Source organism: Celeribacter baekdonensis (genome assembly GCF_003047105.1).
Taxonomy (GTDB): Bacteria; Pseudomonadota; Alphaproteobacteria; order Rhodobacterales; family Rhodobacteraceae; genus Celeribacter; species Celeribacter baekdonensis_B.
The window spans coordinates 11,823-33,159 of sequence record NZ_CP028473.1 but is presented as its reverse complement, the minus strand read 5'-3'; the positions used below and the strand labels follow the sequence as shown (position 1 = coordinate 33,159).

The window sequence follows — 21,337 nt, the reverse complement described above, 5'->3', positions numbered from 1 at the left end:
GCAGCTTTGCCCTTGGGACTGATTGGAGACAAGCGCGCTTGAGATGCATCTCAATGCGGCTTGAAAACTTCAAAGTCATTTCAACGCAGCACGCTAGATCTTCGCCTCGGGGTAGTGCCCCTTTATTTCCGCGTTGAAAAAACGACCTAGTGAGTCGGCGGACATGAGACGCTCGTACATGAAGGCAGGCACGTTGAAATACTGATAAACGCCGCCATGCCTGAATTGGACCTCGAGCGTCTCTAATTCAGGGTCATACCCGACCTCAGCCAAGTTGCTGGAAGTTACTGGCTGTCGTTCCATCAAATTCCTCCCTCGTTCTCGTCTTCGTTCTCGCCCACTTCTGGTGGCTTCCACTTTGGGTCCTGGGCACGCCATACCGCGACAAGCTCATCATAGTTTTCAGGGCCCCTGGGGCGCTTCCAGCTGTCCGCTACAAGCGGATCTTCGCTGTTTGGACGACGGTCTTTGGGTGGGAGAGTGACGCGGCAGCGCACTGGAAGCCGTGCAGCCTCGCCGGTTATTATTGCTTCGCCGGTCCTTAGAACCGAGAGGCTATCGGCGATACCGCTCAGGTTATCGGGCAAAGCGGCTTGTACCTTGCTGCGGTCAGTGGAATTGGTGAGGCGCAACGCGACAAAAGTCCCACACTGGGAGAGAATGGTGTCGTCAATTTCCGAAGGACGCTGGCTGACGATCATTGCACCAATACCGAACTTGCGTCCCTCTTTCGCGATTCTCTGAACCATTTCGCGCGCAGGGTTGTCGGATTCTCGACCAAGATACCGGTGAGCTTCCTCCATAACGACGAGTTGAGGCCGCTTTCGGCCGCCCTCATCGCGCTCGCGACCCCAGAAGAGCGCTTCATAGATAATCGACAGAATCGCCCCGATCAAATCTAGAAGAACCGCGCTAGGAATACCCGACAGATCAAGCACCGTTATCGCTTTCTCGTGGCCAATCCAGCTTTCGAGCAGGGATGGAAGGTCATTCGTTACGTGGCCCGTCAGGTCAGGCTCCCATTCACCGGGCTTGAGCAGGAACTCGAACTGACGATCGAGCATACGTGATCGCATTCGGTCGAGCTGCTTGCGGATTCCGAGCACACCGACGTTGTTCTGGTAAGGTGCTGAATTCGTTGTTGTGTGCGGCTGGTAGGCTGGTTGACGAAGCGTGGTCGCGTCGCCGGGCTGAATGATCGCCGGTTGTGTCTTGGCCTGATCGAGCCAGGTTTTAACTTCTGGTTCGATCAGCTCGAGCCACAGGTTTCGCAAGCTGTACGGAATAGGGCTGTCGAAGGTCATTGAATTCAGATCGACACCAGGCAAATTGTCTGCTTGAGCAATCGCGCTTTTGGCTGCGAAGATCTTGTCGAGTATTGCGGTCGTTGCGCGATCATCCAACTTCCCGCACAGAAAGTTGAGTATTTCGGCCGGCCGTAGTGCCCAGTACGGAATGACCAGCTGCTTCTCTCCGACTCCGGGTGTGATCCGAAAAATCTCAGCGTTGTCGGCGAGCGCGCTGGCATATTCGCCGTGGATATCGAGTAAGAGGATGCGCGCGTTCGGAAAGCCTGCTCCGTCAGGCGCCGAGATTGACCGCAACAAGCTAGAGACAGTCGTGGACTTGCCCGACCCGGTAGAGCCAAGCACTGCGCTATGGCGCGTGACTAGCTTGTCGAGGTCCAGGCGGACCGGAATGCTCTCGGCGTTAGCAAGTCGCCCGACTATCACTTGTCCGGAAAACTCTGCACCGTAGATCTTGGCCAGATCCTCTTCTGTGACCAGATGCACTTCATCGTTCACGTTCGGATACTGGCTGATGCCTCGCTCAAACGAGGCCTCGACAATCTCGCCAATGAGCTGAACGGTTAGCCATCGTTCGCCGCGGTCTAGCGCATCGACTAGCGTCACCGGTGTCGCACTTGCCCCGACCTCTGATATGATAGCATAAAGATCATGATACCCCTGTGGTATCCGCACAAAGCTGCCGACCTGACCTACCCGGTAGCTTCGTCCTCCGATGATCGCAATGCCCGAAGCAACGCCCTCGAATTGACGCACACTTACGGTCGAACCGGCGACAGAGCCGACATGGCCGAGAAGAGTAGGGGCGTTCATTTGGCCTCCGACGCGGTGGCGGCTGTCGGTGGTGGCGCCTCCGCTGCCAATGCTGCAAGGTCCGGTTGTGTCGGAAATGCTTGAACCGATCGTGATGCCGCGAAGAAGCGAGCAAAGGGTTCTATTGCACCGAGCGTGAAGTTTCCTTTGTCGTCCATGTAGGTTGACCTTATCGGCCCCCAATCCTTGCTCGGAAGTTCGGCCGGAGCTTTCCATGCGCCGCGCGTGCCGTTCACCTTGGCCTGGTCACGTGCATAGACGCTAAAGTTAGGCAGACGGCGCGCGAGGTCGCACGCCGGACCCTCTTCATCTAGAATCTTGTACTGGAATGCGAATACGCTGGAGGATGGATTGGCTGCGAGCGCTTCATCTATTCGGGCCGCGATGTGTGCATCGGCAAAAGAAAATCCGATAGAAATGAGTAGCGTGTCGGGGGTGAGCAGGAACGTACGAAGGCGATCGAGCAACGCTGCGTAGGGCGCTTTCTGTGTTTGATCGTATTTCAGGTGTTCGGGGAAGACGAGGTGACTTGCTGAGCTTTGGCCCGTGCGAATTACTTCGCCCTTAGAGCTAGCGCGCCAGCCGAGCGATCCATGGAGCTTCCATAGCCGCGTCCAGCGCGCGGGAAGATCACTGCGCGACACTGAGACGGGGTCGAAGAATGGTTCGCGACCACCCGTGAAGCCATCGAAGTACGGCGCTCGTACGGATTCGAACGCTTCTTCGAACAACAAGTCGTAGTTCGTGGTGAAGATTTCAACGGGATAGTCACGCGTTGTGCCCGTGATCCAATTCACGAGATCTGCATATGCTGATTCAGTCTCGGGCAATCGGACGTCCACGATCTTGCCTATCTCGGAGCAGATCGCTTCTCCGAAGGTCGCAAAGCCTGGGCCGTCGAGATCGTGGACTTTCGACGAACCAATCACTTGGCTCAGAGAGCGAATCCTCGAAAGGATCGTCTCGATGTCATGCTGCGCGAGTTCGGCTTTCAGGCCATCAATCTGTTTTTGATAGGTTGGGGCAAGTGTCGTGAGAACTTGGTCCGTGAGCCCCGCAACTGCCGGGATGAGCGGATAGGTGCCATCGGGCTTTGCCATTCCGGCAGAAGCTCCAGCGCCAACCAACAGCCCGATCCGCTTCCGGCCCTGCGCGACGATCGTCCTAAGCGCCGCCATATACTGATCGGGATTATGAACACTGACAGTCAACTTGCGCTCCCTCAACACTTGCTTCTGCATCCTCGCATCTAGCACTTGGTTCAATATTTCACGCTCGATCTCGCCCGTCTACGGCGGCCGTCTGAAAAGGCTCCGGCTTTCCAACCGCATTGAAGCTTGTTGCGCTTGTTAGCAGCGCAGTTTGGATAGTGTGCGCAGGGGGCGTGTCTGTCGTGCGTTCTGTATCCCGCTAGGCCGAAATGCCTTGCCTCCGTCATGCGGAAATTAAGATGCCAGCTTACTATGTCAGTTTCATTAGGCTCATGTTGGCGTACAGATGCAGACAGGGCCACTGTTTTATCTCATCCTGTTCGGCATTGAATTTGCAGTCTTTTCGCTGAGGGCGTACTTTAAGCACCCAATTCTTCCATCCTATCTAATTCTAGCCGAGCTTTTTCGTCATCGAGGCGCCATCGTCTTACGACATAAAATGCGAGCGCCTTACGCGTTTCGATCAGTAGGTGCGTCTTGTCGCCAAAGCCGTACTCCAGCCGGACGGCCTGCGCTTGTGCATCGGATAGATCTGAACGCGGGCGTATCCACAAGCGCACCAAGCTGTTCCAGTCCGTGTCAAATCGCAGAGAGGCAGGCCTCTCCCGCGTTTCCAGCTGGGTTTGTTTCGTTATTCGTATTGGGAGATAATCGCGGTACGCTTCGTGATTATAGCTCCAGGCGCGGAGATAAATTGCCTCTCCGTCAAAATGAAACTGAACTGGACTGATCCACTGAGGGTCGGAGAGGCCGCTTGTCATCGAGGTGTAGGTGATCTGGATGTCTCGTTCGCCCTTCATCGCGCGGTAGAGCTGTGCGACGATGGTGGAATCCATCACGCGAGTGGGAAGCGGGATGCTCGCGCCAAGCGATGCAGCCTTGCCATCGAGCAATTCGAAAACTTGTTTCGGGCCAGCATCAGTCAATGCGCAGTGGTCGCCGGTCGAGAAGTAGGCCTTATCCCCAGCATCGTAGACTGGCGGCGTATTCGTCAGCGAGAGATAGGTTCGAAAGTCAACGGCAGCCTGTGCCATAGAGATATTGAATCGTTCCATCAAGTCACGACGGTTCGCCTGACCCCTCCAGGTCAGGCATTGGTCGAGGAACAAAATTCGCTCGCGTTGCGCGTGTTTGAGGTCTTCTAGGGTCATGCACGAAGCAGTACTTGACTCGGCTCACAAAGTCCATACATTTACTATACGTATAGAATGTGGATTGATCTGATGCGAATACTTCATACAGCGGATCTGCACTTGGGGCGGCAGTTCATGGGGTTGAGCCTTGAGGAGGATCACGAGGTTATCCTGGGTCAGATCCTTGAAACGCTTGTGGCCGATCGGGTCGATGTTCTTGTCATCGCCGGAGACGTTTTTGACCGTGCCTCGCCGCCCAATTCGTCGATCCGGCAGTTCAATCGTTTCCTCAAGCGCGTGGCGGAGGAGACCGAAGCCGCTGTGGTGATGATCTCTGGAAACCACGATTCTGGCGACCGGATCGAGGCAATGTCTGTCTTTTCCACCGCGTCTTGTGTGCTGGTGCGCGGGATTGCCGACGCGGTAGAGGCGCCGCTGGTGCTGCGTGACCCGCAAGGCGAGATCGCCTTTTCCGCACTGCCCTTTTCCTATGAATACGCCGCACGCGAGGTGTTCGGGGATGAAAGCATTGATGCGCCAGCGGAAGTCGTTGCCGCTCAGATCGCTGCGGCGAGGAGGCAGGTGCCTGATGGGGCGCGTTGGGTCGTCGTGGCCCATGCTTTCGTCGCGGGGGGTGCGGTTGGCGAGACCGAGCGCGCCCTGACGCGAGTCGGGGGTATCGAAACTGTTCCCTCCAATGTCTTCGACGGGGCGGACTATGTTGCACTAGGACATTTGCACAAGCCGCAGGAAGTCGGCGCGAGCCATATTCGTTACTCCGGCGCACCGCTCGCTTTCGGGTTCGACGAGGCAGGAAACGAAAAATCCATGACTGTCGTCGATCTGCAGGCTGAAGGGGCCGAGATCCGCACCGTACCGTTCCGACCGATCCGGCAGGTTCGCTCGCTTACCGGGGCATTCTCGGATCTTCTGGAAGGAACGCCGTCTGATGACTTCATCCAGGCGATCCTGACGGATGAAAACCCTCTGATCGATCCGATGAAGCGGTTACGCGCGACCTATCCCAATGCTTGCCATCTGGCCTATGCCCGGCAGGAGCGCGCTGCGGAGACCAAGGTGCTCGGCAGTGGGCGGGCCGCGGTCACGCCAATCGAGATGATTGGCAACTTCGTGAAAGTTGTGCTCGGCCGGGAACCATACGCCACCGAAGTCGCGATCGTCGCGGAAAAGCTCCACGCAGGAGCCTCCGGGGAGGAGCAGACATGAGACCCATTCGCCTATCGCTTCAAGCCTTCGGGCCATTTGCGACAACCGAGGTAGTAGATTTTCGCTCCGCGCTGGAGACAGGGCTGTTCGGAATCTACGGCCAGACAGGGGCTGGGAAGTCGACGTTGTTCTCGGCGATGTCTTTCGCGCTTTTCGGGGCACCAACCAAGACCGATCAGGAACCACGTTCACTACGCTCGGATCACGCCGCTTCGGATCTACCTACCGAAGTCGAATTTGTCTTTGAGCTGGGCACCAAGGCCTACCTAATCCGTCGTCGTCCGGCGCAGGAACGTCCGAAGGCACGCGGTGAAGGGACCACTGAGGACGCGGCGGAAGCCTCTTTATTCGACGTCACCGGGATTCCGGTGGACACTCTTGGTCCGAGTCAGTCCGGCCGTGTCATTGCGGAAAAGAAGGTCTCGCTAGTAGGGCAGCAGGTCGAGGCGCTGCTTGGCTACGGGGCGGATCAGTTTCGACAGATCGTGCTCTTACCGCAAGGCAAGTTCGAGACGTTCCTGGCCGCAAAAACGGATGCGCGGGTCGAGATATTGCGGGATCTCTTCGACGTGAAGGTCTATCGCGATCTCGCCGCAAGGCTGAAGGAAGAAGCCTCAGCGGCAGAACGAGCGTTGCGCGACCAGCGTGCGCTCTACCTGGCTCGACTCGAGGAGCGCGGGTTCGAGAGCGCCGAAGCGCTTGAACTTGGGATTGTCGCAGCCGAAGCCCAAGTCGAACAAAAGCAGGGCGTTCAGCGTGGTGCGGAGATGGCAAACGAAGCTGCGCGTAAAGCTCTGACCGAAGGCGAGCAAATCGAAAAGGCATTTTCTTCTGCCGACACGGCACAGCAGGCTGTCGATGATCTAGAAAAGAAAACGATCGAGGTCGAAGAGCTAGCCAAGCGCGTTGAGGCTGTCCGGAATGCCTTGCAGGCCCGTGATCTTGAGACGGCTTGGCGCAATGCGGAGCAGGATAGCCTGAAAGCGGTGGAGGCTGTCACGAAGGCCGAGGCGGAACTCAACATCGCCACTGGCGCGAAGGAGTTGGCGGAAAAGAAACTTGCTGAGGCACAGTCTGGCGAGGACCGACGGCAACAAGTTCAGGCTGACCTGACAAGGTTGGAGGCGATCGAGAAGCAGGTCGGGCAGGCAGCGGATCTTAGAAGCGCGTTTGACGACGCTGTAAAGGACGAAGCTTCAGCGAAGAAGGCTCTGACCGAGGCCATTGATGCCCGAGAGAAGCTCAAGTCTCAGCGCGATGCGACCGATCTGGCGCTTGATCAAGCGCGAAAGACCGAAACGGAGCGAGGCCAGCTGACCGGTGAGCTGGCCGAGTTCAACCGAGAAAGGGTCAAGGCAGCGGCGTATGCTAAGGCGCAAGAAGCTGTCGCAGATGCTCAACGAAAAGTCGAAGCGGCATCGAACGAATTGGCGACAAGAACCGACGCGGCGCGAACCGCTGACGCGGGCTTGCTAGAAGCCGAGGCACGGCTTTCGCGCACGCAAGCGATCATTCTCGCGGAAAAGTTGACCGAAGGGGCGCCCTGCCCTGTCTGTGGTTCCCATGATCATCCGGCGCCTGCCCATGGTGCGCCTGAACAATCTGGTTTGACAGAAGCGTTTCGGAGCGCTCAGGTTCAGGCGAGAATCGCCTCCGAAGCCAGAGTTCGGGCCGAAAGCGACCTCGGCAATTTCCGAATGCGGCTCGACGAAAAGAAGCGGGCGCTGGAGGAACAGGAGCGCCCTGAGCGCACGTTGGCGGAACTCGAAGACGAAATCGCGCGGATTGAAGGCACCGTCGCCACGCTTGGAGAGGCGGTTGATCTGGACGCGATGGCGGAGCAGTTGGCCGAGCTCAAGCGCAAGGTGACTGAGGCAGAAACCGGCGAGGCTTCGGCGCGCACCGCTGCGGGGAAAGCCGAGAACGCTCTTGCCGGCGCGCGCGCCAAGCTGGACACAGTGATTGAGGCCCTGCCGGAAGGTCTGCGCACGCCTGAGGCGGTTGTCGCTCGACGGGAGGCTTTGCAGAGAGAGCAAAGGCAACTCTCCGAGGCGCTGGAAGTGGCGACGCAACAGGACCGAGCCGCCAGTGAAGTGCTCACCCGTTCGCAAGAGCAGCTAGAAGCAGCGAAGCGGGCGCGCGACGGGCAGCAGCAGCGCGTGAAGAAGGCACAAGGTGATTTTGTCGCTCGGCTTACCGAGGTTGGGCTGGACAAAGCGGGATATGATGCTTGCAAGAGCCATTTCCCGACTCTCGACGCCGACCGCAAGAAGGTAACCGATCACCGCGATGGATTGATCGCTGCTCGCACGACATTGCAGAACGCCATCGCCGCTTGCGCAGATCGTGAACGCCCGGATCTTGCCCCACTTCAGCTGGCGTTGGCAGACGCCACCCAGACCTTGAACGCGGCCAACGCAGCACTTGCCACAGCGAGAACGGATGTATCGTCACTGACCAAATTCAAGGAATCGCTTGCCGCGGCTCTGACCGAAACCGAGCGGCTAGAAACCGAAACCGGTCCGCTCCGGGGGCTGGCTGATCTGGCTAACGGCAAGAACGATTTCAAGATGACACTCGAGACCTTCGCGATCGGGGCAATGTTCGACCAGGTTCTTGAGGCGGCGAATATGAGGCTCGACCCAATGACACGTGGTCGCTACCGGCTAACGCGCGGGCTCGAGGCATCTGGCGGTCGCGGCAAGCGTGGGCTCGAAATCGAGGTCTTCGACATCAACACCGGCAAGGCGCGCCCGACAGCCACGCTGTCAGGCGGCGAGACCTTTATCGCGGCACTGGCCCTCGCGCTTGGGCTAGCTGATGTGGTCGAGAGCCTTTCGGGCAAGATCCGGATGGACACAATCTTTATCGACGAAGGCTTTGGGAGCCTCGACACCGAGAATGGGGCGGGCACGCTGGATCAAGTGATCCAAGTTCTTGCCGCGCTGACAGAGGGCAGTCGTGCCGTGGGCCTGATATCCCATGTAGGGCTGGTGCAAGAGGCTATTCCACAAGGCTTCTACGTGCGTTCGACCCCGAGCGGCAGCCGGGTCGAGGAAAGGAGGGGGCTGGGATGACGGACCGTTGGTATTACAGGAAGGCACATACCCGCCGTCTGTCGACAGGGCGCACGGTATCCGTTCGCGGAGGTTGGGCAGTTCGAGGCGATCGTGAAAGCAAGAAGGGCGCATCCTTCAGGCGGACTTGTCCAATATGCGGGGCGCTGATCGTAAGCGTGGGCATGCCCAGAGGAGGGTGGGTCCATTTTGAGGGCGGCAAAGGCCTGACACGTATTAAACATCCGTGCCTGCATCTTGGTGAAGGCCTGAGCAGGCGGCGCGACGAAGACACGCCAGACCTTTTTGAGGCGAGGCTGCCATTTTGAAATGTCACTGATGAAGCTTGCGAAAAGTTGGCTCCAATCCCACATCTAGTATCTAGAAGCAAACCAAACACCATATGGAGGATAGTATGGCGGTAAATCGTAAAGGAACTTCGACCAAGGTTGCCTCGCTTGCAGCAGACACCCTTTTCAAACCTGGCTCTTCACAGATCGCCCGCAAGCTTGCTGGTTCGGCGTTGTCTCAGTCAAAGACCAATCGGCAAACCGGAGCGGAAATGGAGGACCTCGCGTCAAAGGTACTTCGCAGCGATCGCTATTCTGAAAAGACAAAGACACTTGCCGCTTCGGTGTTGTCCCAGTCGAACAAGAAGCGCTGACTGTAGACAGTATAACAGTGGTTTCGGGCTCAAGCGCTACAGGCCGTGTCTCACGTAGGTAGCGCTTTGGGTAAATCATGAACAAACATTAAACATTTGAGTTGAGCAGATGCGGGCATTCATTTCTTATTCCCATAACGACAAGGCCGCGCTTGATCGGCTGCACGTCCACCTCAAGAACCTTACAAGGGAAGGGCGTATTGAGACCTGGTATGATCGCAACATCTTGGCTGGTGGCGAACTGGACGCTGAGATTGAACGGGAACTGGAGGCTTCCGACCTGTTCCTGCTCCTGGTGAGCCCCGACTTCATCGCATCCGACTACTGTGTCGAGCGCGAAATGAGACGCGCGCTTGAACGCCACGCCGCAGGGACCGCCCGTGTAGTGCCGATCATCGTGGAGGAATGCGATTGGAAAGCGATGAGGGAGTTGCGCCAACTGAAGGCCGCGCCGACTGACGGCAAGGCGATCAGCGCATGGGCCAATCCAAACACCGCTTACCTAAATGTCGTGCAGGAGCTTCGACGCATCATCGAAGCTGAAGCTGTACCTGCAGCTGCGGCGGAGGTAGCCCATGAGCCGTCGGCCACACGCCCCTCGATGGCACGCTACCGAGCAAAGCGGCAGTTCGACCAAATCGACAAGGGTGATTTCCGCGATGCTGCCTTCGCCACCTTCAAGGATTACTTCCGACGAGCGATCATCGAAATGGACTCAATCGATGGATTGCGCGGACGTTTCGTTGACAGAAGTGCGACCTCTTTTGGGGCAACGGTTGTCAACAGCGGCCATCGAAATGGTACGGCCCACATCTCGGTGCACTGCCGTAGCTCGCAGGTCGCCCTGGGCGATATTTACTACTCGTTCAGCGAAAACGCCGGTGACAACACAGCAAACGGCGGTTTCAACATTTCGGCCGATGATTACGAGCAATTCCTGATTCAAACCATGAACGTCTTCGGTAGAACTGATGAACGACTGACTCCAGAGCGAGCGGCTGAGGTGCTCTGGAATGAGTTCATTGGTAACGCAGGTATCAGCTATGACTGAGCGTGTTCATTTCCGCTGCAACAATTGTGGGCACCGCTTCGAAGTCGAAGTGCTTGATGAGTACGAACGTCGCGAGGCCCGCCGTGAAAAGCGGCCGACTAGCGCGGTGCATTGTCCCGAATGTTATCGAACCGATATCCGGAGGGGTTGGGAATGAAGGCTCGTGAGGGAGACCACATATGCGAAGCACTTTGAACGCAAAATCAGCCGCTCTCGCCGAGGAGCCGAAAGGTACGCTGTTTCTCCTCAAGAGGTACGGCCATCAGCCGATCTATGGCATTAAGCTTTCCGAACCATTGAATCAGCCCAACGACAAACCGACGGTTCTGCTATTGAACCCTGACTTTGGGCGTGAAGGCGAAGCCAATTGGCATCGGATATTCCAGTGGGAAGCGGACGAGTGGTGTATCTCCTTTGGAACCGACTGGATATTGCAGCCTGATTTCGCGGCTTCTTCGCTGTCTGAGATGAACGATCCGCAGCAAGAGGCATGTCTGACGATCGGGCCCCAGGGCATTCACTTCCGTGCGGCACCTGGCGACGGATTCCGGGTCTCCTATCGCCACTTCATCCATGTCGAAACCCTAGATCCGGTGAAGGATCTCGGAAATGCCGCCTTCCACCTCAACTCGTACCGAATCTTCTTGAACCGAGAGGATTGGGATAATGGGCGCCCCCCGATCTTTCAGCACGGCGTCTAGGCGACAGCAACTTCTCCTTCGAAGCCAGGAACAGATACTTGCTGTGTCATAGGGTGATCGTTACGCCATGTGTGTCCGAACGTTTCACCGATATCACTGCACTCAAGACGTCGCTAATCTGCTTTCAATGCGTCAACGTTCAATGGCTTCGTTCACCCGGCAGATAGAACTCCGTAATCCCGCGCTTCCCCTCAACCCGCCCGAGCTGGACGATCACATCGATGGACTTGCGGATATATTCCCGCACCTCGGCGAATGTTAGCGGCGTCCCTGCCTGCAGCACCATAATCGCCAGCCGGTCGATGGCGAGTTCCGCGGTTTCGGCGTGGATGGTGGAAACCGATCCACCATGACCGGTGTTGATGGCTTCGAGATAGGTCAGGGCCTCGGCCCCGCGCAGCTCGCCGACGATGATCCGATCGGGTCGCATACGGAGGGAGGCTTGAAGGAGAGCATTGGCGCTGCGTTGCGAACCGGCACCGCGGTCGGCCAGGAGGGCGACGGTGTTCGGCTGGCCGGGGAAGAGCTCGAAGGCGTCTTCGATGGTGATCAACCGCTCGTGCTCGCTCACATGGGTCAGGAGATGGCGGGCGAAGGTTGTTTTGCCGGTCGAGGTGCCGCCACTGATCAGGACGTTAAGCCGTGCCTCGACCAGGGTCTGTAGGGCAGCTTCGAGGTTCTCTTCGGCGAGACTGGAAATGTTCTTCATCTTCTCGGCTCGGAGCGCGTCGAGCGAGACGGCCTTGCCGAAGAGATAGGCAGGAGCGTAGTCCCGGACGCTGCCCGAGGCGAAGAGACGGATGGTGATCGAGGCCCCGCGGTCGATGGCGGGCGGCACGGCGACCTGGACCCGAAGCGGGCGGCCCGCGTATTCTACTTTGCCGGAGACGAGCGGGTTCTTTTCAGAGACGCGGGCCTTGGCGTCGCCGACGATGGTCTGGGCCATGTTGAGCGCAGTCGTTCGGTCCACGGTCTGGCCTTCGTGGCGCATGGTGGCGTCGCCCGCGGCCTCGAGCCAGACCTTGCCATCTGGATTGATCGCGATCTCGACCACGTCGTCACGCCTTAGAAGGTCACGGAACGGGTCGAGATAACGCTCGAGATAGGAGGTTGGGCTTTCTGAATGGCTCAATAAATCACCACATCCCGGTCCACGAGCACGGTGACCGAGGCCCCTTGATCGACATAGATCGTCGGTGCGATCGAGACCTGGTCGGCGATGACTGAGCCGACGGCGTCCTGAAGGTCGCTGCCGACATCGCCCAGAACGATGCTGGTGGTTTCGTTGTTGGTACTCTCCGCCGCCACGGCCGGCGCCGCCCCGATCACGGAAATCAGTGCCGCTCCGCCGAAGCGCTCGGCGAACTTGGTGTCGACGAGACCGGTGAGGCCAGAGCGGCCGAGCTGATCCCCGCCCACGGCGGCGATTTCCATCGAGGTGCCGTCCGGCGTCAGGACGCGGGTCCAGAGGATCAGGATACGCTTCTGATGCATCTCGATGCCCGAGCGGTATTGGCCAAAAAGGCGGGAACCCCGGGGGATCAGGATCCGGTCCCCGGAAAATGCCGGAACCGGTTCGGAGACCACCGCGACGACCGAGCCAGGCAGATCGCTGTTGATGGCGGTCTGGAGCGCGGCCTGAATGACCGAGCCTTGGGTCAGCGTGCGCTCGGGATGGGTGAGGCGGGCGGCCTCCTGCACCTCAAGTGGCCGCGCGCTCTGCAGAAACTGTTCATTGCCCGAGAGGACCGGCCCCCCGGTGCCAGCGGCCGCCGGATCGGCCACCGCCGCGCCACTTTGGCCACCACGCGGACCGTCGGCATAGACCACTGCGGGGGATTTGATCTGCGCGGTCAGAAGCTCCTCGGCGACCCGTTCGGCCTCGCGCTGGCGCTGTTCCTCTTCCTGCCGGCGGCGTTCTTCGAGAAGGCGCTGATCCGCAATCAGCCCCTCGCGGTCCAGCTCTGCCTCAAGACCCTCGCGCTGCGCCCGTTCGGCATCGAGCATGGCCTGCAGACCTTCGATGCGGGTCTCGGTCTGGCGCTGCAGGTTGGCAAGCTCGGTTTCTTTTGCGGCCAGCGTCGCTTCAAGCGCCGCCTTCTGTTCGTCGAAGGCTTCGCGCAGGTCCGCGACGGCGGACTGGATTTCCGAGTTGCGGGCGGCCTGGCTGGCGGCGAGGGCCTCGCGGAGCTTGGCGATCTCGGCCAGCACTTCGGCGCTCGGTTCCGGGACAGGGGCTGCGGGCACATCGAGCGCTTCCTCGACAGCGATCAGCGCGTCATTGACCCGTTGCTCTGTTTCGTCGGGTGGAAACTCAAGCCGCCCGCCGGTGCCGGGGCGGCGGTCCTGGAAGGTCTCGACATCGGAGGTTCCCAGCGCGCTGTCGCCCTCCTGCAGGCCGTTGGCCAGGAAATACGCGACCCCGGCGGCGCCAAGGGCGAGGGCAGCGGCGATCGCGCCAACCCCGAGGCTGTTGCCGCGGCGTTTGGATTTGCCGCGCTGGCTGAACTGGTCGAGACGGTCCTGAAGATCGGGAGGGGTTTGATCGGCCATGGTCAGTTGCTCACATAGATGGCGCTCTCGTCGCGCCAGGCGCAGATCGCCTCATCGCCGATGCGCAGCGTCCAGTAGGTGTTTACCCCGAGCACGCGAACGGTGTTGCCTTGCTGGGTCCAGTTGACCGTGCGCTCACGGCCCTGGTCATCGGCCTTGAAGAGGGCGGGCTGACGGGCGTTCTCCGGGAAGACGAAATACGTATAGCGCCCGTCGTCGTAGATATGGCTGGGGCGGAAATCCCCTTCGCCCGAGACGCGGTAATTGTAGTTGCGCGGGGCCTCAACGCCCTTGGGCTGGGTTGCACTCGCCGCGCGGCGCTCCTCGTCGGGGTAACGGAAGCGGACCTCGAAGAACATGCCGGTGCGGTTCGGGATCGAGCCTTCGCGCAGATGGAAGGAATAGGTGCGGCGGTTGGTGATCACCGTCATGTTGGTCGAGGCATTGGCCACATGCGGCTTGATCGTCAGCACATTGCCAAGCTCGGGGATCGGATCGACCTGGAAGCTTTCGGTGTCGCCGACGATCACTGCTTCAAACCGCTCCCCCGCCCCGAAATGGATCGTCGTCGAATGCCGAAGATCCGTTTCGATCCGGTAGACCTGGTTCTCGTTATAGACGGCGGTGCGGATGCGGATGTCGAGCGACCCGCCTTGCGGCGTGGCCTCGGCGAGGGCGGCAATAGGAATGGTAAGCGCTAGGAGAAACGTGGTGAGGAGCGCGGGCAGGGATTTCATGGGGGTCAGTTCTCCAGGGTCTCGGCGTCGACGCGGTAGGAGGTCACCACGAAGCCCAAGGGGTTGGCCCAGACATCCTGAAGGCGCTGGCGGGTTTCGGGTTGGAAGTCGTAACTGAGCGTGGCGACGTAAGACCGGGTCACGGTGCGGGTGTCGCGCGGCCGGCGCAGCGTGCGGGTGAAGCGGACCTGGGCCACGCCGCGCTCGATCTGGTTCACCGACTTGATCACCACCTCGATCTTGGCGTCGCGGCCATAGACGGTGATCGGGTAGTCTTCGTTGGTGGAGGACCAGAGATCGCGCAGCGTTCGGGCGGCATCGCCATCGGAACGGTCGAGGACCGAGTTGATCCGTTGCTCGCCATCGGTCAGGTCATAGGTCTCTCGATCATCGACGTAGGCGACAAGATTGGCCTGGATGATGGCGTCGCTCTCGGATAGCGTCAGGGCCTGTACGGCGGCTACCCGGTCCATCTCGCCGGTCTCCTTATCGACCACGACCACGAAGGTCTCGGTCGATTTGATTGGAAAGAGGCTCGCGCCCGCGACCATGCCGGCCACGCCGACCAGCACGCCGGCCGCCGCAACGAACCAGGCGAAACGCTCACGCCGTCTTGGCCCGTAGATGAAATCCGCCTCGAAAGCGTCGCGGTCAGGCGCGGAGGAACTAGGTACCGTCTTCTTCAAGTCAATCGTCTTTCACATCAGGGTTTGCGGAAGGCCTTGGCGGCGGAGAGAAGCGCGCCGGGGCTTTGCCGGATCATCTCGCCGGTCTTCACCACGCCCGCATTGGCCATCTGGTTCAGCTCATGCGGGGATTTGCCAGTGACGAGGCGCGAGGTCGCGCCAGTGCCGTACTCCCGCGTGTTCACGAAACCTTGCCGCGCGAGGCCGGTCAGGCCTACGGCATTCGAGGCAATGCCGACGACCCCGGTGAGGTTGGAGGCGATGTAGGGCACCGAGGCCATGATCCCGGCGCTAAGGATCAGGATGACGAGGAAGGGCAGGATGAGGCTGACGGTCTCGACATCGCCCGGATCGGCTGAGGCGTCGCCGATGGCTTCTGCGATGGCGACGATGATGCCCGCGGCCCCGGCTGCGGCGACGGGCATGAGCGCATAGCCGATGGTGGCGCGGGTCCAGGCCTCGAAGAGGGACTGGGTCGGCTTGAAGAGCGAGGTCACGATCATGAAGGGGGCGATGACAATCATAAGCGCGAAGACGATGCGGGCGAAAGCGATGATCCCGGCGGTGACGGCGGCGAAGACGGCGGAGAGGACGAAGAAGATCGCGCCCAGGACCGCGCCAAAGACCCAGCCCGCGCGATCCCCAATCGTGTCGCCATAGGCGGTGATGCGGGCGACCATGTTGTCGAGGCTCTCATAGACCCCGGCCTCGTCGCCCGAGCCGGTAAGCGCCAGGATCGAGGCTCCAACGGAGTCGGGCACGCGCGTAACGATGTCATAGATGACGCTGAAATTGTCCCAGCTCTGCGCGAATATGCCCACGAGCGCGACTTTCATTCCAAAGGCAAAGCCGGTGCCGAAGGGCAGGGGGCGGAGTTGCATCACCGCGTTGATCCCGAGGAGCACGACAAGGAGCGCGGCCCCGGCGGAGATCACATCGCCGACAGCACCTGCCGAAGAGACAAACCCGTCCTGCGCCACGGTATCCACCGCGGCGTCGACCTGGCTCAGGATGTCGCGAATGACCCCCATCTACTCCGCACAGGCCTCCACAACTTGCGCCTCGAGCGCGTCGGCCTGCGCGTAGAGATCGAGCACCTTGAATGGCAGGCGTGGGTTGTCCGAGGTCTGGAACCGGGGCAGGGCGGTGAGCGCCTGATCCCAGGTGAAGTCGCCCAGCAGGCAGGTGCAGGTTTCCGAGGCGAGGGCTTCTTCAGCAACAAGGATGCGCAGGATCGCGCGGTAGCCGTTCCGCAGGTAAGCGGTCTCGGCGAGATCCACCGGGGGTTTGGGGACGCGGCACGCATCCTCTTCATCCCGTGCGATCTCCATCGAGGTGAAGGGCCGATCCTGACCTGATGCCGCGTCAGGCAAGACAAGGAGGCCGAGCGGCAGGGCAAGCGAAAGGCTCAGAAGTCCGGCTTCCTTCAGGGTGAAGCGGCTCGGGGTAAGCTTGGAGGTCCTCATGGATCCACCGCCATTGAGCGGAATTTGCGCTCGTCCGCGAGGGTCGCGGCATCGACGACGCCAAGCTGGCCGGCACTGACGCCTTGGGCTGCTTCGAGGCGCCAGATCTGGGTTAGAATGATGCCGAGCTCGGCGGTGACGCGGGTGTTGAGATCGACGGCGGCCTTCAGCCCGTCCTGATCGTCGATGAGCCCGACCATGGTCTCGAGCCGTTCGAGGCTTTGCCCTGCCTCTTCGTGGCTCGCCTCGGCTGCGACGGAGAGCATGGCGCTTGCCCCGGCCGAGGTGGCGATGCGGTTGTCGGCAGGCTGATCGGAGCCCGAGAGCGTGCTCAGTCGTCCCGAGGTGAAGCCGCTGCCCGACAGAACCCGTTCGACCGAGGCCGAGAGTTCTGCGCCTGGATTGAACCCGCTCAGGAAATCGCCGCTGGCCAGTGACTGCGCGGTATTGAGGGGGGCCACCAGCTTGCCACGCAGCGCGCGGAATTCTTCGACAGTGGCGAAGAGTTCTCCGAGCCCGCTGCCCTCAATCAGTGAAGTCAATTGCGCCTCGAGGTTCGTCAGTTGCGACAACTGGGTTTCTAGTTCCAGCCGCATGGTGGCGAGCTGCTGCATCTGGACGTTCAGGTCCTCGGCCATGTGCTCGAGCTGTGCCACGAGCTGACCAAGCTGTGATCCATCAAAGGTCGGCACGCCCTGCGCCGCTGCGGGCGAGGCAAACCCGAGTGTGGTGACTGCGGCCACGGTCAGGAGAAAATGTCTCATTCGGGAACTCCCATCTGCATGAAGTCGCGCTCGGCCAGCCGGTCGGCGACGAGGTGCTGCGCGTAAGCCGCCTCGCGCTGCTGGTTTGCCGCCATCAGCCGGACGCGAAGGTTGAGGATGCGACCGATCTCGGCTTTGGCATAGGTGTTGAGCTCCCAGGCCGCTTTGGCATTGGGTTGCGCGTCGATCTGCAGGATGATGGCACGCAAGCGGTTGATCACCTGTTCGGTGGTGGCCGAGCTGTCGGCGGCGTAATAGACGCCCGCCTCGGAGATGCTGGCATATTCGGCGAGCGCAAAATCCGAGGGAGAGAGTGTGCCGAGCGCGTCGGCACCGCCCACGACAGCCAGGTATTCGTTGTAGAATTTCGAGATATTGCGGACGTAGCCTTGGGTCTCGGCAAAGGGCGGAACGCCGCCATATTCGATCACCCGGCCCGGGCCTGCGTTATAGGCCGCAAGCGCATGAGGGATGTTGCCGAAGCGATTGAGCTGGGTGGTGATGTAACGCGCGCCGCCGCGGAGGTTGTCTTTCACATCATAACGGTCGACGCCGAGGTCGGCGGCGGTTCCGGGCATGAGTTGGGTCAGCCCATAGGCGCCAACGGGGCTTTGTGCTGTGACGTTGAAGCGGCTCTCCTGCTTGATCAGCGCCTGGAAGAGGCAGCGCCACTGGGTGGCCGAGAGACCGGCCCGGGTCACACCCGGGGCGCCTGCGAACTCGCCCGCGACCTCGACGATCATCATCTCGACCGTCTCCCGGCCCTCTCCGAAAAGGCGGCTGTTCATCGGGCTGGGATCGGTATTGGGATAGACCGCCGCCACCCCGAAATTCGCATTGCCCTCGAGCGCGCGGATATCGAAGCCGGGACCGGTGATCGCCGCGGTCATCTCTTCGAGGACGCGCAGCTGGTCGGCTTGGACATCCGCAAGCGTGGACTCGGTGCGGTCCTTGTCTTGCTGAACGCCCAGATCCTCGGCGAGCGCCGTTACCCGCGCGATAGCGCGGCCAATCGCGGAATTATCCTGCGTCGGCACGCCTTGGGCGAGCGCGGGCAGGGCGCTGAGGCCGAGGCAGAGCCCGGCAGATATGATCGCGGCACGGCTCATTCCGGACGGGGCAGGGGCTCGAAGGTACAGTCGGGCTTGGCCGTCTCCTGAGCCGGTACGCCCATGATCGAGAAGGAAAGCGCGGACCGGGTCACCTGCGGCTTGCCATTGCGACCAAAGCAGGGTGAGGTTTTCTCGGTGTATTTCTCGCAAGCGGCCAGCAGGCTTGCGGCCGCACAAAGCGCAAGGAGGGGTTTCAGACTCATATCACATGTCTCCAGAAATCGGGATTGGCGCGCCAATCGGCGCGTACGCGGGCTTCGCCGGTGGCGCCGCCGCCAAGGATGGGGAGGAGGTTGCCCAAGGCAGAGAGATCGGCATCGACGAAGACACTGTCGCCCGCCGAGCGCACAAGCGCGATGCGCTGGCCGATGGTGGGCTGGACCAGAAGGGCGGCCTCCTTGGCGTTCACGCGCAGGAAGTCATAGTCCGAGATCGTGGCGCGATCGTTGGGGAAGAGGATCTGGGTCGGGACGGTCTCGACGATGGTCTTGCCGACGCGGCTGTCGCGCAATTGGCTCGGGTACTGCGTCATCATGATCACGACGCAGTTCATCTTGCGCAGCGTCACCAGCCAGTTTTCCAGCCGCGCCCCGAAATACGGATCGTCCAGAAGCTTCCAGGCCTCGTCGAGCACGATGATGGTGGGGCGGCGGTCTTCGACCACGCGTTCGATCTGGCGGAAAATGTAGGAGAGCACCGCCATCCGCTCGGTGGTCATGTCGAGGATCTCGGTCATGTCAAACCCGACGATGTCGCCTGTGAGCTTGAGGCCCGCGCCGCGCTCGGACTCGTCGAAAACCCATCCGTAACGTCCACCCGGCGCCCATTCGGCGACGCGGGACTGCAGCTCGCCATCATCATCGAGCGACTGAAACAGCGTCTCGAAACTGACAAAGCGCTGCAGCGCCGCGCCCGCATCGGCGTTCTGGCCGACCGCACTCTGGATATGGCGGGATTGCTCGCCGGTGAGTGTGCCATTGCGCGTGAGGAGTGTCGCCAGCCAGTCCGAAAGCCAGGCACGGCCGCGCTCGTCTGTCTCGGTGGCGAGCGGATTCAGCCCTGTCGGTACGCCCGCGCGGATCTCGTTGTAGCGCCCGCCCAAGGCGCGAACCGCCATTTCGAGGCCGCGATCCTTGTCGAAGAAAAAGAGCCGCGCGCCGACCCGCTGCGCTTGGGCTGCGAGGAAAGCGGTGGTCAGCGTCTTGCCCGTGCCGGTGCGACCGAGCACAAGCGTATGGCCGACCGTTGGTTCCTTGCCGGGGCCGCCCGCCTCGTGGAAATTGAACCGATAGCCCGAGGTGCCGACCGTGGGCAGGGCCGAAATGGTCTGACCCCAAGGCGACTGATCCGGCCCGCGCCCTTCGACGCTGCCGTGAAGTGCCGCGAAATCCGCGAAGTTGATCGAGGAAATCGGCGTCTTGCGGGCGCGGTAGCCGAAGTTGCCGGGAGATTGTGCGAAGTAGGTGGCTTTAAGCGCCATGTTCTCGCGCACGATCACCGACATGATCTCTTGGCCAACGCGTTTGATCTGGGCGGCGGCGCGTTCGAGCGTGTCGCGGTCCGGGGCGTAGACGGCGATGGAGAGGTGATGATCGCCAAAGGCGATGCGGCCCGCTTCCTGGTCATCGGCGGCCTGGCCCAGTTGTTCGCGCAGAGAGACGGCGGCATCGTCGGAGGCATGCATCTGACGGATGATGCGCTGGATGCGTTCGGCCATGATGTTGTTCGGGATCGGACTGAAGGAGTTCGTCAGCACGATATCCAGCGGCAGGTCGAGCGCGTCGAGGAGTGTGACGTCGGTGAGTGCGGGGTAGGACTTCATCGAAAAGAGAGCGCCGTATTTGACCCGACCGGTCACGGCATCGGTCAGGGTGACAACTTCGCCATCAAAGGTCGCGCGGCAATTGCTCAAGGTATGCGAGAGGGGCAGGGCGCTATGCCCGAAGGCGATGGGGGAGAAGCTGCCCGCGTTCAGGGTATTGAGATAGCCCAGCCATTCACCACCGGACTTCGTGAGTCTGACTGGGTTGGCCGACGCAAGCGCCACCTCGAAAAAGCCCATGACCTCGTTCAGCTCCTGCAGGCGTGTCGCGCGGTCCTTGACCCAGGCCCTGCGGGCCAGCGCGCGCAGGAGCGGAATACGGGCCGAGATGTCAGGCCGCCGAATCACGCTGAGATAAAGTTGGCGTTTGGCGGGGCGCAGGTCTTTGACATGGGCCTGCCAGCGCGTGTCGATCGCGGCGGCGAAGCTGTCTCCCTCGATAGGGCGCATCCCGAGATCCTGCGGGACTGAGATCCGGTGGATGTAGAAACCAAAGGCATTACCGGTCTGGGCGACGATGGCTGCGACCGCGCGTTTGAGCGCATCGAGCCGGGCGTCCTCAGTGGTCATCGGGTTAAGCCCGTCGAGGCGCAGGGTCGCCATCAGATCGCCCTCGCGCAGGACCATGACATCGTCATCGGCGAGAGCAAAATACGGCAGGTGTTCGGCGAGATAGCTCTCCCGCGCGAACTCCCCGCCGCCAGCCTGAAGGAGTGCCGTTCCGTGAGTGGAAAGTGTGCCTGCATCAAGCGCCAAAGCTGTCGCCTCCATGCAGGGCCCGGTTCTTCGTCGGGCGCACCGATCCATAGGAGACGCGCAGCACCTCGAAGAAATGCGGCTCGCGGTCGGCGACGAACCAGAGGATCGGATAGGCGACGAGGCCGATCAGGAAGAAGGCCATGGACTTGGTCCAGATGAACGGCAGAACGACCCCTGTCGCCAGCACCACGAGGTATCCGACAGGGAGACCCAGATACTTGGGCGGACGGGCGAGGCCCAGAAACAGGGGGGATCGTTCTGCCATTGGGTGATAT

20 protein-coding genes are annotated in these 21,337 nt (G+C 60.7%); 5 read left to right on the top strand and 15 right to left on the bottom strand.

Going from position 1 to position 21,337, the window contains the following annotated elements; translation table 11 throughout:
• Nucleotides 1-93 precede the first annotated feature (93 nt).
• From DA792_RS02150 to DA792_RS02135, 4 genes are all read right to left on the bottom strand, one after another.
• A complete protein-coding gene (locus DA792_RS02150; protein ID WP_065331067.1) occupies nt 94-303 on the bottom strand; it encodes a KTSC domain-containing protein in 210 nt (69 codons plus the stop codon).
• A complete protein-coding gene (locus DA792_RS02145) occupies nt 303-2,120 on the bottom strand; it encodes an ATP-binding protein (protein WP_074646942.1) in 1,818 nt (605 codons plus the stop codon). The genes DA792_RS02150 and DA792_RS02145 overlap by 1 nt, the downstream gene beginning before the upstream one ends.
• A complete protein-coding gene (locus tag DA792_RS02140) occupies nt 2,117-3,331 on the bottom strand; it encodes an SIR2 family NAD-dependent protein deacylase (protein ID WP_083351910.1) in 1,215 nt (404 codons plus the stop codon). Before DA792_RS02140 ends, DA792_RS02145 begins: the two co-directional genes overlap by 4 nt.
• A gap of 359 nt (nt 3,332-3,690) precedes the next feature.
• Nucleotides 3,691-4,482: a WYL domain-containing protein gene (locus DA792_RS02135; protein ID WP_074646938.1), complete on the bottom strand. Its 792-nt coding sequence runs from the start codon at nt 4,480-4,482 to the stop codon at nt 3,691-3,693.
• A 57-nt stretch (nt 4,483-4,539) separates the two neighbouring features.
• On the opposite strand from DA792_RS02135, the gene DA792_RS02130 reads away from it, so the two are divergent.
• From DA792_RS02130 to DA792_RS02105, 5 genes are all read left to right on the top strand, one after another.
• The gene (locus DA792_RS02130; protein WP_245708065.1) at nt 4,540-5,691 is read left to right on the top strand and encodes an exonuclease SbcCD subunit D; all 1,152 of its coding nucleotides are present in this window, start codon (nt 4,540-4,542) and stop codon (nt 5,689-5,691) included.
• On the top strand, nt 5,688-8,768 hold the full coding sequence (locus DA792_RS02125) for an AAA family ATPase (protein WP_074646936.1): 3,081 nt from the start codon (nt 5,688-5,690) through the stop codon (nt 8,766-8,768). The genes DA792_RS02130 and DA792_RS02125 overlap by 4 nt, the downstream gene beginning before the upstream one ends.
• Before the next feature lie 394 nt (nt 8,769-9,162).
• Nucleotides 9,163-9,411 (top strand): hypothetical protein, encoded by a 249-nt coding sequence (locus DA792_RS02120; RefSeq protein ID WP_065331062.1) that lies wholly within the window; start codon nt 9,163-9,165, stop codon nt 9,409-9,411.
• A gap of 109 nt (nt 9,412-9,520) precedes the next feature.
• Nucleotides 9,521-10,462: a toll/interleukin-1 receptor domain-containing protein gene (locus DA792_RS02115; protein WP_074646934.1), complete on the top strand. Its 942-nt coding sequence runs from the start codon at nt 9,521-9,523 to the stop codon at nt 10,460-10,462.
• Nucleotides 10,463-10,641: 179 nt separating this feature from the next.
• Nucleotides 10,642-11,163, top strand: coding sequence for a hypothetical protein (locus DA792_RS02105; RefSeq protein ID WP_074646932.1), 522 nt, complete (start codon nt 10,642-10,644; stop codon nt 11,161-11,163).
• Nucleotides 11,164-11,302: 139 nt separating this feature from the next.
• Here DA792_RS02105 and virB11 read toward each other — a convergent pair whose 3' ends face one another.
• From virB11 to DA792_RS02050, 11 genes are read right to left on the bottom strand one after another with little or no spacing between them, the layout of a single operon-like run.
• Nucleotides 11,303-12,295, bottom strand: coding sequence for a P-type DNA transfer ATPase VirB11 (gene virB11 / locus DA792_RS02100; RefSeq protein WP_074646930.1), 993 nt, complete (start codon nt 12,293-12,295; stop codon nt 11,303-11,305).
• The gene (locus DA792_RS02095; RefSeq protein ID WP_074646928.1) at nt 12,292-13,716 is read right to left on the bottom strand and encodes a TrbI/VirB10 family protein; all 1,425 of its coding nucleotides are present in this window, start codon (nt 13,714-13,716) and stop codon (nt 12,292-12,294) included. The genes virB11 and DA792_RS02095 overlap by 4 nt, the downstream gene beginning before the upstream one ends.
• A gap of 2 nt (nt 13,717-13,718) precedes the next feature.
• Nucleotides 13,719-14,453 (bottom strand): TrbG/VirB9 family P-type conjugative transfer protein, encoded by a 735-nt coding sequence (locus DA792_RS02090; RefSeq protein WP_074646926.1) that lies wholly within the window; start codon nt 14,451-14,453, stop codon nt 13,719-13,721.
• A 5-nt stretch (nt 14,454-14,458) separates the two neighbouring features.
• Nucleotides 14,459-15,139 carry a virB8 family protein gene (locus DA792_RS02085; protein WP_107717989.1) on the bottom strand — a complete coding sequence of 227 codons (681 nt, stop codon included), beginning with the start codon at nt 15,137-15,139 and terminating at the stop codon, nt 14,459-14,461.
• 17 nt (nt 15,140-15,156) lie between these two features.
• Entirely contained in the window at nt 15,157-16,170 is a 1,014-nt protein-coding gene (locus DA792_RS02080) for a type IV secretion system protein (protein WP_107717987.1), read from the bottom strand.
• The gene (locus DA792_RS02075; RefSeq protein WP_245708064.1) at nt 16,171-16,605 is read right to left on the bottom strand and encodes a hypothetical protein; all 435 of its coding nucleotides are present in this window, start codon (nt 16,603-16,605) and stop codon (nt 16,171-16,173) included. It lies immediately after the preceding gene.
• The gene (locus DA792_RS02070) at nt 16,602-17,369 is read right to left on the bottom strand and encodes a type IV secretion system protein (protein WP_074646920.1); all 768 of its coding nucleotides are present in this window, start codon (nt 17,367-17,369) and stop codon (nt 16,602-16,604) included. Before DA792_RS02070 ends, DA792_RS02075 begins: the two co-directional genes overlap by 4 nt.
• On the bottom strand, nt 17,366-18,478 hold the full coding sequence (locus DA792_RS02065; RefSeq protein ID WP_107717985.1) for a transglycosylase SLT domain-containing protein: 1,113 nt from the start codon (nt 18,476-18,478) through the stop codon (nt 17,366-17,368). Before DA792_RS02065 ends, DA792_RS02070 begins: the two co-directional genes overlap by 4 nt.
• The gene (locus tag DA792_RS02060) at nt 18,475-18,684 is read right to left on the bottom strand and encodes a hypothetical protein (RefSeq protein WP_107717983.1); all 210 of its coding nucleotides are present in this window, start codon (nt 18,682-18,684) and stop codon (nt 18,475-18,477) included. Before DA792_RS02060 ends, DA792_RS02065 begins: the two co-directional genes overlap by 4 nt.
• On the bottom strand, nt 18,681-21,074 hold the full coding sequence (locus DA792_RS02055) for a type IV secretion system protein B4 (RefSeq protein WP_199908057.1): 2,394 nt from the start codon (nt 21,072-21,074) through the stop codon (nt 18,681-18,683). Before DA792_RS02055 ends, DA792_RS02060 begins: the two co-directional genes overlap by 4 nt.
• Nucleotides 21,049-21,327, bottom strand: a complete 279-nt coding sequence (locus tag DA792_RS02050) for a type IV secretion system protein VirB3 (protein ID WP_074646916.1) — start codon at nt 21,325-21,327, stop codon at nt 21,049-21,051. Before DA792_RS02050 ends, DA792_RS02055 begins: the two co-directional genes overlap by 26 nt.
• Nucleotides 21,328-21,337 lie beyond the last annotated feature (10 nt).

What these genes read in the sequence shown, in the direction of transcription:
- DA792_RS02150 (WP_065331067.1), bottom strand. Translation starts at nt 303, where the DNA reads ATGGAACGACAGCCAGTAACTTCCAGCAACTTGGCTGAGGTCGGGTAT.
- DA792_RS02145 (WP_074646942.1), bottom strand. Translation starts at nt 2,120, where the DNA reads ATGAACGCCCCTACTCTTCTCGGCCATGTCGGCTCTGTCGCCGGTTCG.
- DA792_RS02135 (WP_074646938.1), bottom strand. Translation starts at nt 4,482, where the DNA reads ATGACCCTAGAAGACCTCAAACACGCGCAACGCGAGCGAATTTTGTTC.
- DA792_RS02130 (WP_245708065.1), top strand. Translation starts at nt 4,540, where the DNA reads ATGTGGATTGATCTGATGCGAATACTTCATACAGCGGATCTGCACTTG.
- DA792_RS02125 (WP_074646936.1), top strand. Translation starts at nt 5,688, where the DNA reads ATGAGACCCATTCGCCTATCGCTTCAAGCCTTCGGGCCATTTGCGACA.
- DA792_RS02120 (WP_065331062.1), top strand. Translation starts at nt 9,163, where the DNA reads ATGGCGGTAAATCGTAAAGGAACTTCGACCAAGGTTGCCTCGCTTGCA.
- DA792_RS02115 (WP_074646934.1), top strand. Translation starts at nt 9,521, where the DNA reads ATGCGGGCATTCATTTCTTATTCCCATAACGACAAGGCCGCGCTTGAT.
- DA792_RS02105 (WP_074646932.1), top strand. Translation starts at nt 10,642, where the DNA reads ATGCGAAGCACTTTGAACGCAAAATCAGCCGCTCTCGCCGAGGAGCCG.
- DA792_RS02095 (WP_074646928.1), bottom strand. Translation starts at nt 13,716, where the DNA reads ATGGCCGATCAAACCCCTCCCGATCTTCAGGACCGTCTCGACCAGTTC.
- DA792_RS02090 (WP_074646926.1), bottom strand. Translation starts at nt 14,453, where the DNA reads ATGAAATCCCTGCCCGCGCTCCTCACCACGTTTCTCCTAGCGCTTACC.
- DA792_RS02080 (WP_107717987.1), bottom strand. Translation starts at nt 16,170, where the DNA reads ATGGGGGTCATTCGCGACATCCTGAGCCAGGTCGACGCCGCGGTGGAT.
- DA792_RS02075 (WP_245708064.1), bottom strand. Translation starts at nt 16,605, where the DNA reads ATGAGGACCTCCAAGCTTACCCCGAGCCGCTTCACCCTGAAGGAAGCC.
- DA792_RS02070 (WP_074646920.1), bottom strand. Translation starts at nt 17,369, where the DNA reads ATGAGACATTTTCTCCTGACCGTGGCCGCAGTCACCACACTCGGGTTT.
- DA792_RS02065 (WP_107717985.1), bottom strand. Translation starts at nt 18,478, where the DNA reads ATGAGCCGTGCCGCGATCATATCTGCCGGGCTCTGCCTCGGCCTCAGC.
- DA792_RS02060 (WP_107717983.1), bottom strand. Translation starts at nt 18,684, where the DNA reads ATGAGTCTGAAACCCCTCCTTGCGCTTTGTGCGGCCGCAAGCCTGCTG.
- DA792_RS02055 (WP_199908057.1), bottom strand. Translation starts at nt 21,074, where the DNA reads ATGGAGGCGACAGCTTTGGCGCTTGATGCAGGCACACTTTCCACTCAC.
- DA792_RS02050 (WP_074646916.1), bottom strand. Translation starts at nt 21,327, where the DNA reads ATGGCAGAACGATCCCCCCTGTTTCTGGGCCTCGCCCGTCCGCCCAAG.